The 15340-nt window shown below is 64.1% G+C and carries 11 protein-coding genes; 6 read left to right on the forward strand and 5 right to left on the reverse strand.

What is annotated here, in order from left to right:
* Window positions 1-74 precede the first annotated feature (74 nt).
* Complete coding sequence (locus G9463_RS02500) at window positions 75-683, forward strand: class I SAM-dependent methyltransferase (protein ID WP_165895878.1); 609 nt, start codon at window positions 75-77, stop codon at window positions 681-683.
* 12 nt (window positions 684-695) lie between these two features.
* Here the strand turns inward: G9463_RS02500 and G9463_RS02505 are convergent, their stop codons facing one another.
* The gene (locus G9463_RS02505; protein WP_004963031.1) at window positions 696-2561 is read right to left on the reverse strand and encodes a DEAD/DEAH box helicase; all 1866 of its coding nucleotides are present in this window, start codon (window positions 2559-2561) and stop codon (window positions 696-698) included.
* Window positions 2562-2663: 102 nt separating this feature from the next.
* Here G9463_RS02505 and G9463_RS02510 point away from each other — a divergent pair, with 102 nt between their 5' ends.
* On the forward strand, window positions 2664-4403 hold the full coding sequence (locus tag G9463_RS02510; RefSeq protein ID WP_004963035.1) for a Na+/H+ antiporter NhaC family protein: 1740 nt from the start codon (window positions 2664-2666) through the stop codon (window positions 4401-4403).
* Window positions 4404-4451: 48 nt separating this feature from the next.
* On the opposite strand, the gene G9463_RS02515 is transcribed toward G9463_RS02510, so the two are convergent.
* Window positions 4452-5510, reverse strand: a complete 1059-nt coding sequence (locus G9463_RS02515) for a glycosyltransferase (RefSeq protein ID WP_011222870.1) — start codon at window positions 5508-5510, stop codon at window positions 4452-4454.
* Between the two features lie 79 nt (window positions 5511-5589).
* Between G9463_RS02515 and G9463_RS02520 the strand changes: the two genes are divergently transcribed.
* Window positions 5590-7401 (forward strand): S9 family peptidase, encoded by a 1812-nt coding sequence (locus tag G9463_RS02520; protein WP_165895879.1) that lies wholly within the window; start codon window positions 5590-5592, stop codon window positions 7399-7401.
* Between the two features lie 120 nt (window positions 7402-7521).
* Complete coding sequence (locus G9463_RS02525; RefSeq protein WP_007188304.1) at window positions 7522-8037, forward strand: hypothetical protein; 516 nt, start codon at window positions 7522-7524, stop codon at window positions 8035-8037.
* On the opposite strand, the gene G9463_RS02530 is transcribed toward G9463_RS02525, so the two are convergent.
* Window positions 8034-9092 (reverse strand): NAD(P)-dependent glycerol-1-phosphate dehydrogenase, encoded by a 1059-nt coding sequence (locus G9463_RS02530; RefSeq protein ID WP_165895880.1) that lies wholly within the window; start codon window positions 9090-9092, stop codon window positions 8034-8036. The two genes, G9463_RS02525 and G9463_RS02530, sit on opposite strands and share 4 nt — an antisense overlap.
* Window positions 9093-9243: 151 nt before the next feature.
* On the opposite strand from G9463_RS02530, the gene G9463_RS02535 reads away from it, so the two are divergent.
* Window positions 9244-11808 carry a glycoside hydrolase family 3 N-terminal domain-containing protein gene (locus G9463_RS02535; protein ID WP_165895881.1) on the forward strand — a complete coding sequence of 855 codons (2565 nt, stop codon included), beginning with the start codon at window positions 9244-9246 and terminating at the stop codon, window positions 11806-11808.
* 183 nt (window positions 11809-11991) lie between these two features.
* Window positions 11992-13062 carry a TrmB family transcriptional regulator gene (locus G9463_RS02540; protein ID WP_165895882.1) on the forward strand — a complete coding sequence of 357 codons (1071 nt, stop codon included), beginning with the start codon at window positions 11992-11994 and terminating at the stop codon, window positions 13060-13062.
* A gap of 3 nt (window positions 13063-13065) precedes the next feature.
* Here G9463_RS02540 and G9463_RS02545 read toward each other — a convergent pair whose 3' ends face one another.
* The gene (locus G9463_RS02545; protein WP_193569511.1) at window positions 13066-14049 is read right to left on the reverse strand and encodes an NAD-dependent epimerase/dehydratase family protein; all 984 of its coding nucleotides are present in this window, start codon (window positions 14047-14049) and stop codon (window positions 13066-13068) included.
* Between the two features lie 164 nt (window positions 14050-14213).
* Window positions 14214-15185, reverse strand: coding sequence for a prohibitin family protein (locus G9463_RS02550; protein WP_165895884.1), 972 nt, complete (start codon window positions 15183-15185; stop codon window positions 14214-14216).
* Between the last annotated feature and the right edge of the window lie 155 nt (window positions 15186-15340).

Consider the following 15340-nt stretch of genomic DNA (forward strand, 5'->3'; position numbering starts at 1 on the left):
AGAGGGGTGGAACCGGGTTGTACCCGCTCACACACCACCCAAAGAGCTATTCCGGACTGTCGAGAGCACCGCGTATGAACCGACGCGACATCGTCCGTGAGGGCTATGACGATATCGCCGCAACCTACGCGGCCGAGCGTGACGGCGAGGGTCGCGAGCGCGGTCTGGTCGCGGCCCTCGCGGACCGTCTGCCCGCCGAGAGTCGGGTCCTCGATGCCGGCTGTGGCGCTGGGACGCCCGCGATGGACGTTCTCGCAGCCGACCACACTGTCACGGGGTTGGATATCTCTCGCGAGCAGCTACGAACGGCGCGCAAGCGGGTCCCCGAACCGCGGCTCTGTCAGGGAGATCTGGCAGCGCTACCGTTCCCAGCAGACACGTTCGATGCGATCGTCTCACTGCACGCGGTCATCCACGTCCCGCGAGCGGAACACGCCGCCGTCTTCGCCGAGTTCGAGCGCGTGCTCGAACCGGGCGGTCGGCTACTGACCGCGCTGGGCAACGAACAATGGGAAGGCAACAACGAGGATTGGCTGGAGACCGGGACCGAGATGGCCTGGAGCTTCCACGGCCGCAAGCGCAATCGCGAGCTACTGGCCGAGGCCGGCTTCTCCGTCACCGACGTCGAGACCGTCGACGACGAACTCGGTGGGGTGTTCGCGTTTTTCCGGGCGCGAGCGTAGCCCTATCCCTGCTCACTCCGTCTTTGCCGGTGGCTCGACGGCCTCGGCTTCTGTCTCGGTCACGCGGATGCCCTTCGAAGCGAGGTGGCGCATCTGGCGACGGACGAAGTCCTCCTCGGTCGTCCCTCGCGTCGCGAGAATGACCATCCGGGCGTCACCAGCGGGGCGCATCGTCCGCCCGGCCCGCTGTGCGCCCTGTCTACGGGACCCACCCAGTCCGGAAGCGACGAGAGCGAGTTCGGCGTCCGGCAGGTCGATACCCTCGTCGCCGACGCGGGAGACGACCAGCGTGGTCAGTTCGCCGCGGCGGAACTCATCAAACAGCTTCTCCCGGCGGGCGTGTGGCGTCTCGCCGCTGATAAACGGCGCATCGATGGCCTCACTAATAGCCTCACCCTGGTCGAGGTACTCGATGAACACTAGCGCCTTCGCGGCCGGGTTCTCGGCCAGCGCGTAGCGTATCTCGTCGATTTTTCCGGTGTTGCTGGCGGCGGCCTGTCGGCGGTCGTGGCCCGACGTGGAACTGTACTCGGACTGTTCGGTTTCGTCCCCCCACGGCACGAGACGGATCTCGACCTCCGGTTCGGCGACGTAGCCCTCGTCGAACAGTTTGCCCCAGTCCGTCCCGATTGGCGGACCGATGAGCGTGAATATCTCCTCCTCGTCGTCGCTCTCTCTGGTCGGCGTGGCGGTCAATCCCAACCGGTGTTTGGTCTGGAGGTCCGCGCTCCGGCGGTGAATCGGCGAGGGGACGTGGTGGACCTCGTCGAAGACGATGAGGCCCCACTTGCGCTGGTCGAACAGCTTCCGGTGGCGGTCCATTCCGGCGGTTCGATAGGTGGCGATAGTGACGGCGCGTATCTCCTTTTCACCACCGTGGTACTCGCCGATATCGTCGTCGGTCAGGGAGGTGTGTCGGACCAGTTCGTCGCGCCACTGTGTCGCAAGTTCGCGCGAGGGGACGAGAATCAGCGTCTCGCCGCCGATGGCGGCCATCGCACCCATCGCGGCGACGGTCTTGCCCGACCCGGGCGGGCCGACGAACACGCCCGAGCCCTGTTCGGTGAACCGCTCCACCCAGTCCTGCTGGTAGTCTCGCAGGCGCAGGCGCAAATCCATCTCGATGGCGTCGCCCGTTTCAAGATCACGGTCGTCCCGGACCGGATAGCCTGCCTCGTACAGCGTGCGCTTGATTTCGGCGGTCGCGTCCTCGTTGACCCACGACTCCGAGTCCGAGATGGGGGCTCGGAGGTGGTCGTCGTCAAGTTTCGGGCGTGCGACATTGCCCATCAGGTCGTCGCTTTCAGCTTCGAGTACGACGTACCCGTCTTCGTGAGTCTTCAGGCGGAACTTCCGGGCTCGTTCCCACTGGCTCGTCACCCATTCTTCGAGGTGAGGCGAGCGCTCGCCCAGCACGTCCCGCATCGTCGTCAGAAGGTCGTCTAAGGACTCGTGGGGCGCGGCCCAGATATCCTCCTCGCGGAGTTCGTACACGTACCCGCCCGAGCGGTTGGTGTCTTGCAGGCGGGCGAACTGCGAGAGCTGTGCTCGCGTGAACTGGTCGGGATGTTCGACGACGACTTCCCGGCGGTCGGGAAACAGGACCACACGCTCGCGGTCGGTCACCTCGGCAATATCTGTCGGATACCACACGGACTCGACCTCGGACACGTCCTGACGCTCAATGTCGCCGTCGTCGGCGAGACGCTCCAGTGCCGCCCGTGCCTCGTCGGGCGTCAGATCCGTTTTGCGAGAGAACTCCGTCGCCGTCAGATGCGGACGGCCGACGGCGTCGATGGCGTCGTAGACGGCGTCGAGTTCGAGTTCCGGGGTGGAGTCAGAGTCGTCGTCTCGGTCGGCTGGCTCCTCGTCTGTCACTACCGAATGGAGGGGACCGACGCTCAAACGGGTTTCGTCTGGACCGTCCCTGACGCGGGTGTGAATACATACCTTAATATAGCGCCACCTAGACCTGCCGGCATGGTTGAGGGAATCGCGGCTGGACCGTGGTCGATCGTTCCAGCGCTCGTCGCCATCGGTCTGGCCTGGTACACCCGAGACGCGCTTATCGGGCTGTTCGTCGGTATTGTCATCACAGGCGTGCTTGTGGGCGCATTACACCCACAGGCAGTGGGGGTCCCATCGGACCTGATCACCGCTGGCGGTGAGGTGGCGACCGTCCAGCCACAGGCCGAGGACGGGAGTCCCTGGACGGTCGGCGTCGGTGGCATCGTACTTGGCGGTATCTTCGGACTGAAGCTCGTTCCGGAAATAATCGCCACGGCCCCGCTGTTCGGGGAGTGGTACGTCAAGAACGTCCTGCTCGCCATCTTTGCCATCGGTGGGCTGATCGGACTGATGATTCGAGCCGGTGCGATACAGGGCGTGCTGGAGGCCCTGGTGGCGCGGGCCGAGTCCGCCGCAGACGCCGAGAAGGCCGCGTTCCTGGCCGGTATCGCAATCCACATTGACGACTACTTCAACTGCCTCGTGGTCGGCTCGATGATGCGACCGTTGACCGACAAGTTCGACGTGTCACGCGCCAAGCTGGCCTACTACGTCGACTCAGCGGGGTCGCCGGCGTCCCGGCTCGCGTTTTACTCAACGTGGGGCGCGGCGATGGTCGGCTTCATTGGGGGCGGCCTCGTGGAGGCACAGCGTCAGGGAACGCTGCCGTCCGGGATGACAAACTTCGTGAACACCGGCGGCGAGCAAGTTACCGCGGCGACCGGGGCCGTCTGGCCGCTGTTTTTCAACACGCTGTTTACTGGCTTCTATTCGTGGATCGCGCTCGGCCTCGCCGGCCTCGTCGCGTGGCAAGTCGTGCCAAACATCTACGGGATGGGAACCGAGGAGTCCCGAGCGAGAAACGAGGGGAAGGTCGTCGGCGACGACGCCGACCCGATGATTTCCGCTGAGATGGACGAATACGAGGTATCCGAAACTGCCACGCCGGACTGGCGGAACTTCGCCTGGCCGATCCTCACGATGATTGTCGTCGGCCTCGGCGCGATGTTCTGGCGGGCCAGCCCCGTCATCTACGTCAAGGGGAAGGAAGGGATGGGGGCCACGCTGCTCCAGCTCGGCAGCTGGCAGCTAATCACGCCGCCAAGCGGTCCCTGGGCGTTCAACATCGGCGGCGTCCAGCTCGGTCTGGCCTCGTTCTCCGCGCTCATCGTCGGCTTCCTGCTGTATCGCTGGAAGGGCGACATCCCGTCGAACGACGACGCGACTGATGCGATGATGGTCGGCTTCAAGGGCATCCTCCTTGCGGCCGTCATCCTGATGTTCGCCAGTTCCATCCAGAACGCAGTGACGATACTGGGTGTTTCGTCGTTCGTGACGAACGTCTTTGGCGGCGTGCCGGCGTTCATCATTCCGGTGGGCGTCTTCCTTGTGACTTCCTTCGTCAGTTTCTCCGACGGGTCATCGTGGTCGACCTACGGCATCATGTTCCCCATCGCCATCCCGCTGGCGTTCTCGACGGGCGCGAACCTCCCGCTGGTCCTCGGCGCGGTGTTCAGCGGCGGCATCTTCGGTGACCACACCTCGCCAATCAGCGACACGACCGTCTTGGCCTCCTCAACGAGCGGGAGCGACCACATGGTCCACGTCAGGAGCCAGGCACCTTACGCCCTCATGGCGGCGGGTATCGCGGCCGTGCTGTTCCTCGTGTTCGGACTGGTGCTTCCAGAAGGGTTCCGCGTCATCCCGTACTGACGGGCGGCGATTTGTCCCCGTCCTCACCGCGTCTGAGCCCCGTGCCGATTAGAAAAGACCGGCATCCTCAATTTGCTTCTCGTAAAGGTCCTCGTACCTCGCCCGGACCTGCGCGTGGTCGAACTCGGCGCAGGACTCGTCGACGGTCCGGCGTTCGAAGCCGGCCGATTCGGTGATTTTGTCGGCGATTTCCTGCGGGTTCGTCACTCGGAACGCACGGTCGCGCTGCTCGATGAGTTCGTGAGCAGACGACTCGGCCTGGTACTCCACGATGCCGATACAGCCACAGGCCATCGCCCAGAGGAGATCTGTGGCGAAGCACTCCCGGAACGCTGTCTGGACAAACACGTGCGCACCCTTATAAATCGAGACGCGCTCTTCAGTGTCGCACGCGCCAGCGAAGGTCACGCGGTCGTCGATACGGAGGTCGGCCGCCTCCTGTTCGTAGTGCGCTCGTTCCGGCCCGTCCCCGATAATCGTCGCCGACCAGCCCTTCTGCCTGAGTTCCGCCAGACCCAGCAGTAGCGATTCGACGTTCGCACTGCCGTCCAGTCGGTGGGCGTACACCACGTCGATTTCCTCGCCAGCATCGACTTCACTGACGAGGTCCATGTCGATGCTCTGTGGGAGTATCGCAGTCTGGTCCGCGGTCGCCCCCCGTTCGCGGACCCGCGTACGGACGAGTTCGGAGGGGGTGATGAGACAGTCGGACGCCTGGAGTGCAAGGCCAGCCCGGCGGTTTTCGGGCACATTCTCGTCCCCGAACCACTCCGTGAGAAGCGGCGCACGCGAAAGCGTTGCACCGGTCTTGGCCGCGAGCGCGACTGACGCTGGCGTCGGGTGAACGTGAACGACATCCGGGCGGTATCGTGCCAACATGACCGGGAGGCGGACACAGAAGGAAGGGACAGTCGGCGAGACGGTAACGGCGCGGTACGTGATGCCGTCACGCTCGCGCTGATTGTCGAACCCCGGCCACCACTGCGAACAGAACACGGTCACGTCGTGGCCGGCAGCGGCGAGTTCGGTAGCCACCCGCTCCAGCCGGGTCCGGCCCACTGTGTCCCGGTACTGACTCGTCTCCATGGCGACGACCGCGACACGCATACAGGGGCGACGACGTGGCCGCTCAAAAAGCCCCCGTTTGTAACAAAAGGTTTTGCCCGTGCCTGCCCTCCCTCCCGTTGTGACCGCGTACGACCTTTCGCGCTATCTCAACGTCCGGAGCGCCTACGGCAGCTCGTTCGCGCCGGACGGGACGCTCGCTTTCCTGATGAACACGACCGGCGTTGCCCAGCTCTGGTCGCTTCCCGAACCCCACGGCTGGCCCGAACAGTTGACGTTCTACGACGACACTGTGAGCTTCGTCGACTTCTCGCCCGAGCGCCAGGAACTCGTCTTCGGCATGGACGAGGGCGGCAACGAGCGGGCGCAGCTATACCGGCTCGACGCGGACGGGCACATCCACGAACTCACTGGGATGCCCGACGCGAAACACCGCTGGGGCGGCTGGTCGCCCGATGGTGAGCGGTTCGCGTTCGCGTCGAACCGCCGAAATGAGGCTGTCTTTGACATCTACGTACAGGACCGCGACGCGACCGGCGACGATGCGGAACTAATCTGGAAGGGCGACGGCTGGTTCTCCGTCGGCGGCTTTTCGCCCGACGGTGAGCGACTGCTAGTCAGCGAGGCCCACTCCAGTTTCGACCAGGACATCTACGTGCTTGACATCGACAGCGGGAACCGCAGCCATCTCACGCCACACGAGGGGAAGGTCCGCTACACGAGCGCGTCGTGGGGACCGGAGGGCGAGGCGGTGTATCTCGTCACCGACGCCGAAAGCGACACGCTCGAACTCGCCCGCCTCTCGCTTGAAGGCGACCTCGACATCGTGCGCTCGGACGACCAGTGGAACATCGACGGTGTCGCACTTGATAAGGACAGTGGCCGTCTCGTGTACTCGCGCAACGTCGACGGCTACAACGAACTCACCGTCGGCGAACTGACAGGGCCAACAACCATTGAGACGTTCCCGACGCCGGACCTGCCGGGCGGGCTGGCCGGGGGCGTTTCGTGGGGACCCGATGCCGAACGGTTCGCCGTCAGCGTCACCGGGCGGCAGGTCAACACCAACGTGTTCGTCGTAGAGGCCGAAACCGGCGAGAGCGAGCAGTGGACGGCCGCCTCGACGGCTGGCATCCCGCGCGAGACGTTCATCGCGCCAGAGGTCGTTCGGTTCGATTCGTTCGACGGGCGCGAGATTCCGGCGCTGTTCTCGCTGCCAGAAAGTGCAGCTAACGGAAATGATGCGGACGGCGACACGCCTGTCATCGTCGACATCCACGGCGGCCCGGAGAGCCAGCGTCGCCCCTCGTTCTCCGGTCTGACCCAGTACTTCCTCTCGCGGGGGTACGCCGTCTTCGAGCCCAACGTCCGCGGGTCGACCGGTTACGGGAAGGCCTACACGCACCTCGACGACGTGGAAAGGCGGATGGACTCCGTGAAGGACCTGCGGGCGGGCGTCGACTGGCTCCATGACCACCCGGCTGTCGACCCCAACCGAATCGTGGCGATGGGTGGGTCTTACGGCGGCTTCATGGTGCTTGCGGCACTGACTGAGTACCCGGACCTCTGGGCGGCCGGCGTCGACGTAGTCGGCATCGCCAACTTCGTGACGTTTCTGGAGAACACCGGTGACTGGCGGCGGGAACTCCGCGAGGCCGAGTACGGCTCCCTTGACGAAGACCGCGAGTTCCTCGAATCTATCTCGCCCATCAACAACGTCGACCGAATCGATGCGCCGCTGTTCGTCCTCCACGGGGCCAACGACCCGCGTGTTCCGGTCGGCGAGGCCGAGCAAATCGCCGAGCAAGCGGCCGAACAGGGAGTTCCCGTGGAGAAACTCGTTTTCGATGACGAGGGACACGGCATCAGCAAGCGGGAGAACCGCATTGAGGCGTACACCGCTGTCGTCGAATTCCTCGACGACCACGTCTGAGCGAGTCATACTAACGTTGTCGCGGGTCCACTGTACGCGTGTTGTCACCGGTGCACCGGGTAGTTTCAAACTATGAGAGCGTTCAGGCGGATTTATTACGCTGCCGAAGCACCGTTTCGTATGGAGATAGCCGAGCGCTCGCGAGCGCGGGTGCAGGAACGCCTCGCCCGACTCGAACAGGAGTTCGGCTCGACGCCGGTGGACCAGACCACCTTTTCGGTGGGCTCGGAGGCGTACCAGCGTGCTGTCGAGCGCTCACGGGAGGGGCAGGTCGACGTGCACGCGTTCGTCCACAACGAGTCGGGCGACGTGTTGCTGAGCGACGCTGACGGGTCCTGGGAGATCCCGCAAGGCCAGACACAGGGGGCCGAGCGGCCGGCGACAGCGGTCGAGCGGGTCGTCACCGAAACGGCCGGCGTCGCGTGTACGATTCGGGACGCGGTTCGAGCGACCATCTGTGGCGTGCGAAACGAGGCGGACCCGGACGCCGAGACGGTGTACCGGCTCAGTATCGTGTTCGACGCGGAGATCAAAAGCACCGCGGCCGAAAGCAGTGGCGCTGAGACGACCGGCGAGGCTGAAGCGTCGATCCGGTGGGACGACGCGGGCGATATCGCGGTGGCGGAACTGGTTTAGATAACGCCGGTGACTGTCGCCGCTTCGATGGCCGCTTCTTCACTCATTCCGTCCCCGAGCACCGTGTAGCGGTCGCGGATCTGATGGGCTGTGGTCAGCGCTTCGATCACCGTCTCGTCGTCGATGCCGAGTTCGTCTGCCGTCGTCGGCGCGCCGATGGCGGCCAGTGCGTCTCTGGCGTCTTTCCACTTGCCTTTCTGGCCGCTGTGGAGGTACTCGGTCATGATCGAGCCGACACCGACCTGATGGCCGTGGAGCGCGCCGTCCGGGACGAGTCGGTCCAGCTGGTGCGAAAACAGGTGTTCCGCTCCGCTTGCTGGACGCGAGGAATCGGCGATAGACATCGCAACGCCTGAGGAGACGAGCGCTTTGACGACAATCCAGGATGACTCCTCAAGCCCCTGTTTTATCGAGTCGGCGCTCTCAACGAGCATCTCGGCGGTCATCTGAGAGAGCGCGCCAGCGTACTCGGAGTAGTGGACGTTTTTGAGTCGGTGGGCGAGCTGCCAGTCCCGAACCGCGGTGTAGTTCGAGATGATGTCGGCACAGCCAGCAGTGGTCAGCCGCCAGGGGGCCTCGGCCAGTACCTCGGTGTCGGCGATGACCGCCAGTGGCGGCTCGGCGGCGACGCTGTGGCGCGTATCCCCCTCAGGAACTGAGCCCCGACCAGAGACGATGCCGTCGTGGCTCGCGGCCGTCGGCACCGAGACAAACCCCAATCCGAGGTCGTCGGCCGCCATCTTCGTGATATCGATAGCTTTCCCGCCGCCGACACCAAGCAGGAAGCCCGCGTCGATCTCCGAGGCGTGGTCGATGACCTGCTGGACGGCGTCGAAACTGGCTTCCTCAATGACGATTTCGGAGGGGTCATACCCCTCGTCCTCGAACTGTTCGACGACCCGCTTGCCAGCGACATCGTGTGGCGTCGGACTGGAAACGATGAGCGGCCGGCCAGTCAAGTGGAGTTCACTCACGGCCTCGATTGTCCGGCTGAGGACACCGTGCCCGACCACGACGTTCCGGGGGAGACGGATCCAGGTGCGTTTCTCGAACATGGTTGCCTGTCTCCGGGCACGCGTGAAAACAGTTTAGGTGCGCAGCATCAGTCAGGGCGCCGAAACCGAACCGGCGGCAAATCTTTTGACAAAGATTACACACCAGTTTTCCAAAAACAATTATTAACATCCACGGTTGGGTGCGCCTGTCATGGCACATGACACGACTGATGACGGCATGCAAGCGTCTCGGCGGACGTTTCTGAAAGCGACCGGTGTGGCCACGGCAGCGGCTGCCACCGGCGCAGGTGTTGGAACCGCCGCGGCGCAACCGGACGTCGATTCGCTCGTCGGCGACCTCACACTGGAGCAGAAAGCGGCCCAGATGACGCAGGTCGCGATTAGCTCCTTCGAGGCGGAACCCGAGGAATCGAACGTCCCCGACAGCTTCGGGGTTGACACGGTCGGCGAGTATTTCAGCGAACTCGGCGTCGGGTCGATCCTCTCAGGTGGGGCCGAACCGCCGAGCTTCGACGGCGAGACCGTGGTTCAGGGAATCAATGCCCTACAGGAGTACAACCTGGAAAACGCCGACCACGACATCCCATTCCTTTACGGCGTCGACGCGACACACGGGAACGGCCTGCTGGCAGGGGCAACGGTGTTCCCCCAGCGGCTGAACATGGGTGCGACGCGCGACCTGAGCTTGATCGAGGCGGCCGAACGGCACACGAGCGACGCGACAGCGTCGATGGGCGCACACTGGACCTTCGCGCCAACGACTGATCTACAGCGGGACCCCCGCTGGGGCCGTTTCTTCGAGGGCATCAGCGAGGACCCGAAACTCGAAGCGGATGTCTCGCGGGTACGAGCACGGGCGCTTGAGGACGACGACCGGCTGACGGCGTGTGTCAAACACTTCGCGGCCTACTCGATCCCGAACAACGGCAACGACCGCGCACCGGCCTCGACGTCGCTGCGTGACCTCCGGACGAACATCCTCCCGCCGTATCGGGAGGCACTGAAATCCGAACCCGGGACGGTAATGGTCAACAGCGGGTCGATAAACGGGATTCCGGCCCACGCCTCTCACTGGCTGTTGACGACGCTACTTCGGGACACCTACGGCTATGAGGGAATGGTCGTCTCAGACTGGGACGACCTGAACCGGATGATCACGAACCACGACTACGCACCCGACTTCGAGACGGCGACCGAGATGGCGATCAACGCCGGCGTCGACATGTACATGATCGGTAACGGCGGTGACGCGCCGGGCCCGGTTCAGTTCATCGACACCGTGGTCAGCCTCGTCGAGGACGGTGCGATTCCGATGGAGCGCATCGACGAGGCAGTCCGGCGGATCCTCGAACTAAAGGCCGACCTCGGCCTGTTCGAGCAGCCGACAGTCGACGAGTCCCGCATCGAGACCGTGCTCGGCGGCGCACAGGAGACCGCCGAGACGATGGCAAAGGAGTCGATGGTCCTCCTGAAAAATACTGATGACACGCTCCCGCTATCCGGCGACGAGAGCGTCCTGCTGACAGGCCCCGGCGTCGACAGCAACGGCAACAACACCCGCGCGCTGATGCAACACGGCGGCTGGACGCTCGGCTGGCAGGGGGCCAGCGCCGGCGGCCCGTTCCCGCGCCAGAACCTCCTCGAAGCGGAACTCCGCGCTCGCGTCGGCAGTCTCACGCACGTTCCCACCTCGTACGAGAACACCACCTGGTGGGCCGGCGAGGGCGACGGCGAGAACCAGCAGAGCGACGAGAACGGCAACTTCGACTTTCCCGCCGAGCAGCGGTCACGGGTCGAGTCGGCTGGACCTGAATCCGATGTCGTCGTCGTCGTGCTCGGCGAGGGAACCCACAACGAAGGGTTCGGTGACCGGGACGAACTGGTGCTCGACGAGTCCCAGCAGGCGCTTCTCGACACCGTCGTCGAGTCCACCGACGATTCGACGCCGATCATCGGCGTCATGCTTGCCGGTTCGCCACGGGGGTCTCCAGAAACGTTTAGCCAGCTTGACGCCCTCCTGTTTGCCGGCCAGCCCGGCAGCGACGGCGGGGTCGCTATCGCCGAGACGCTGGTCGGCGAGTACAATCCCTCTGGGAAGCTCCCGTTCAGCTGGCCAGAGAACGTTGGTACCACACCCGTGCAGTACACCCGTTACGACCCAACATCGACAGGCGGGACAGATAACACCGCAATCTACGAGTACGGCCACGGGCTCTCCTACACCGACTTCGAGTACGGGAGCGTCTCGGTCACTCAGGCCACTGTCGGCAGCCCGGCGAACCAGTCCGAGGTGACCGTCAGCGTCGAGGTGACAAACACCGGCCGGATGGCCGGCGAGCACATCGTCGAGGTGTTCAACACCCAGTCCTATGGCTCAGTGCTCCAGCCGAGACGCCGGCTGCTCGGTTACGAGCGCGTCTCGCTGGGCCCCGGCGAGTTGACCACAGTCGACGTGACTGTCGACCTGACGGCGCTGGAGGTCGTTCCCGGTGACGTGCTCGGACTTGGCCCGAAGGTCGTCGAAGCCGGTGAGTACGAACTTACTGTCGGCCAAGACGGCCCGACGGCCACGCTTACGGTCCAGAACACGGCGAGCATCACCGATCCCGACCCCGTTCCGGGCCTCCCGGACGGGTCAGGGAGTACCCCCGGTCGGGGCAATAGTGGGAACAATGGTAACGGCAACAACACCAGCCGCGACCCCACCATGGAAGACGTCGTTGACCTGCTCGACGAGGTTCGTGGGAGACCCTGAGACAGGTCCCGCGACCTACGCCGCGGTGTTCCCGCCGGCGCATCGGACCCCGAATACCCACTACGCACAGACACATGCCGGCCCGCTCCCACACCCACCAATCATTATGTATGTTCGATTAGATTAGCTGAAACAGCGATCCAGTGACAGAGAATCAGCCAGCACGGTTTCAGCAGGACATCCATGCCTGACTCCACACGCCAACCCAGCGCGCCCGTTCGGGACCGACTCCAGCAGTATGGCCTCTCCGAGACGGAGGCGGAAACGTACCTCGCCGTGGTCGAAAAGGGACCGGCAACAGCCCGAACGGTGGCCGAAACGGCGGGGGTCTCCAAAAGCTACGTGTACGACATCTGTGATTCGCTGGCCGTGGACGGCTTCGTCAGCGTCGACGACCATCGGACGCCGACGGTCATCCGCGCGACGCCCCCATCGGAGGCTTTCGGCGCGCTAAAACGCGAACTGGACACACTGGAGGCGGCAGTACAGACCCGATACGAGGACACCGCGGCCGAGAATAACACCTTCGAGGTGGTCAAGTCCCGACCGACCATCGTCAAACGGCTGGAGCAACACATCGAAGCGGCCGACTGCGAGGTTATCCTTCAGATCCCGGCCCGACGACTCCCCGATATCCGCGACCCGCTCCGCCGTGCCCGGGAGCGGGGCATCCTCGTGCTCCTGACACTGTCGAGTTACGACCGGGCGACGATGGAGTTGGACCTGAAGGAGATCGCCAACGCCGTCCGAATCGGCCTCGACGGCGCGCCTTCGTTGCTTGCGACGGACCAGCAGCGCGGGTTCGTCTCTCCGTCGACGATGCTCAGCTGGGACCACGACGAGACGAACGCGATCACGTTTACGCAAGAGGCTGTCGCAGCAGTGTTGGTTGGTTCCTACCTGGGCAATTACTGGCCGATAGGCGAGGAGGTCCTCGTTTCGCGACCCCCGTCACTCCCGGCTCGGTACGATATGTTCCGCCCCGTCGTGTTCACGACCACGCTTGCGCTCCGGGCTGGTGAGTCCGTCGTCGCCGACCTGTACGCACGGCCGACGGGCTCCGACGACGACTTCGAAGTGATATCCGGCGAGGTGGTCGATGTCCGACAGAACCTCGTTGCGCCCCACAACAGCGATTTCGGGTTCGAGAATTCGCTGGTCGTGGATACCGGAGACAGCCGCATCACCGTCGGCGGATACGGTGCGTTCTTAGAGGACTACGAGGTCAAGCACACGACGCTCCGCCGGGCGTAGTTGTCACTCGGTTAGGCGGTCAATAAGCGCTGCTTCCGTGTCACGGTCAGGTCCGAACTCACGGCCGGTTCGGTCGTTCTCCAGATGTTCGGCGACGGTCACCGCCAATGCCGTTTCGTGGGGGGTCGACGACCAGCCCAGGTTTCGGAGCTTCGCCGTCGACAGCAGATGCGGTGAGTCTCGGTAGATGGGGAAATCGTCGGGGGCAAGCCCCGCCGCCCTGAGTTCGCGCTCGCCGACGCCAATGGTCTCGACATCCGTCTCGTGCACTCTGGCAAGCAGGTCGACCCACTCCCGGAGCGTCGGCGCGTGCTCGTCGCCGACGTTGTAGGCCTCGCCAGCCGTCCCTCGCTCCGCGACGAGACGGAGCGCACTCGCCACGTCCTCGACGTAGGCCATCTGCCACAGGCTGAGGCCGTCGCTGGGAACGACGATCCGGTCGTATTCGGCCACGCGGTCGACCCAGTAGGCGAACCGCTCGGTGTAGTCGTAGGGACCGTACACGACAGTCGGCCTGACGCTCATCGCCTGTACGCCGTCCTCCGCGGCAGCGAACACTTCGCGGTCGCCTTCGGCCTTCCGTGGCCCGTAGGTCTCCGCGCTGTCAGTTGTGGCCTGCTCGGCAGTACAGCCTGCAAGCGGCGTCTCCCCCTCCCGCTTGGGCGTCCGTTCAGCCCCGTAGGCCGCGCCGCTTGAGATATACACGTACGCGCCGACATCGGCAAACACGTCGGTCGCCACTCGGACATCCTCCGGAAAGTACGCCACGCAGTCGACGACTACGTCCGGGTTGACCCGCTCGCGAGCAGTTTCGAGTGTGTCCTGCTCACGTCGGTCACCTTCGATGTGGGCAACCTCAGCGTTCGTGAACGGATTCTGACGCCGTCCGCGGGTGAGCATTGTCACGTCGTAGCCTGCGTCGCGGAACTCGGTGACTGTGTGCCGACCGATGAACCGACCGCCGCCGATGACGAGGACACTGTCCATACGCCGTTCTCGGACGGGACCAGCAAAACAGTGTGGCTCACCGCCAGCGTCTGCCGCGGTCTGACAGTCAACACCGAGTGTTTGCTGGAGAGGCATGACGACCGACCCTCTCCAGAGAACAGCACGGCTGAAAAAACGAATGAGGTGCGCCCTCGCGTCTGTGGTCAGTTGCCGGCCGTCGCGTTCGTCACGTTCGTCGAGAACCCTGTATCGGCGCTTGACGTGTTCCCGCCCCTGCTCCGGCCAGTCTGCAGGATGATGGGTGTTCCTTCGTCGTCAGTCGCCAGAATGACCTTATCCGAATCGTCGATGCTCTGGACGTACTGCTGTTTCAGCACAACTGGGTTCTCCCGAAGCGCCTCACCGCGAATCTCGATAACTCGGGCGTCGGCTTCGGCCTGAATCTCCTGCCGTTCCTTTTCGCGTTCGGCCTGTTGAATCTCGAATTTCTTCTCTTCGACGCGTTGCTTTGCGATTTCCTTGTCGTTGAGCGCCTGATCGTACGAGTCCGGGAGGTCAACGGTACGAACCTGTACTTCTTCGAGGACGAGCGCTTCGCCCTCGAACGCGGATTCGAGTTTCTGCTGTGCCGCCGCGCCGAGTCGCTCGCGGCCGTCGTTGGTGTATATCTCGCTCGTCTGGATACCTGCGGCCTCATTCCGGAGTTGCGACCGGACAGACGGTCGAATAAGTCGCTCCTCCGCCTGGCCGACGGTTCGCCATTGGGTGACGAACCCTGACGCGTCCGCTTCTTCGATCTTGTACCGGACGGTGATGTCGATGTCGACCGTCGTCCCATTGATCGTCTGAACGGTCACCGCATCGGCTTGTGACGGTCTGTCGCCTTCGCCCTCAGTGTTGGCCATGGTGTAGGTCCGGGGTCGGATTTCCACGTCCTGAACCGAGTCCTTGACTGGCACGATGATGTGTGCGCCCGGCTGGAGTTGATCGCCGGTTACCGCGCCGAACGATTTCTGGACGCCGACATGGCCTTCGGGGACCTGATGATAGCCACCGAACAGCGCCGTTGCGACAGCGAGGGCGACAACAACGCTGACGGCAATGCGGAGGCCACGGCCGACATCGATATCGATGTCCGACCCGGAATCGGGGTCAGGACCGGGGATGTCACTCATGCTGTGCTCCGATGCGATACGACGGGTGGTTGTACGGGGACCATGTCCAGCACTTTGGCCCGACAGCTATAGGACCAGCGATTGATTGTCACGGTGTCACATTACGACCACAGAACGCGGCTCTATTGTGGCGGAAAAACAGCGCCCTTGACGAC

The organism is Haloarcula sp. JP-Z28 (genome assembly GCF_011440255.1).
GTDB classification, from domain to species: domain Archaea; phylum Halobacteriota; class Halobacteria; order Halobacteriales; family Haloarculaceae; genus Haloarcula; species Haloarcula marismortui.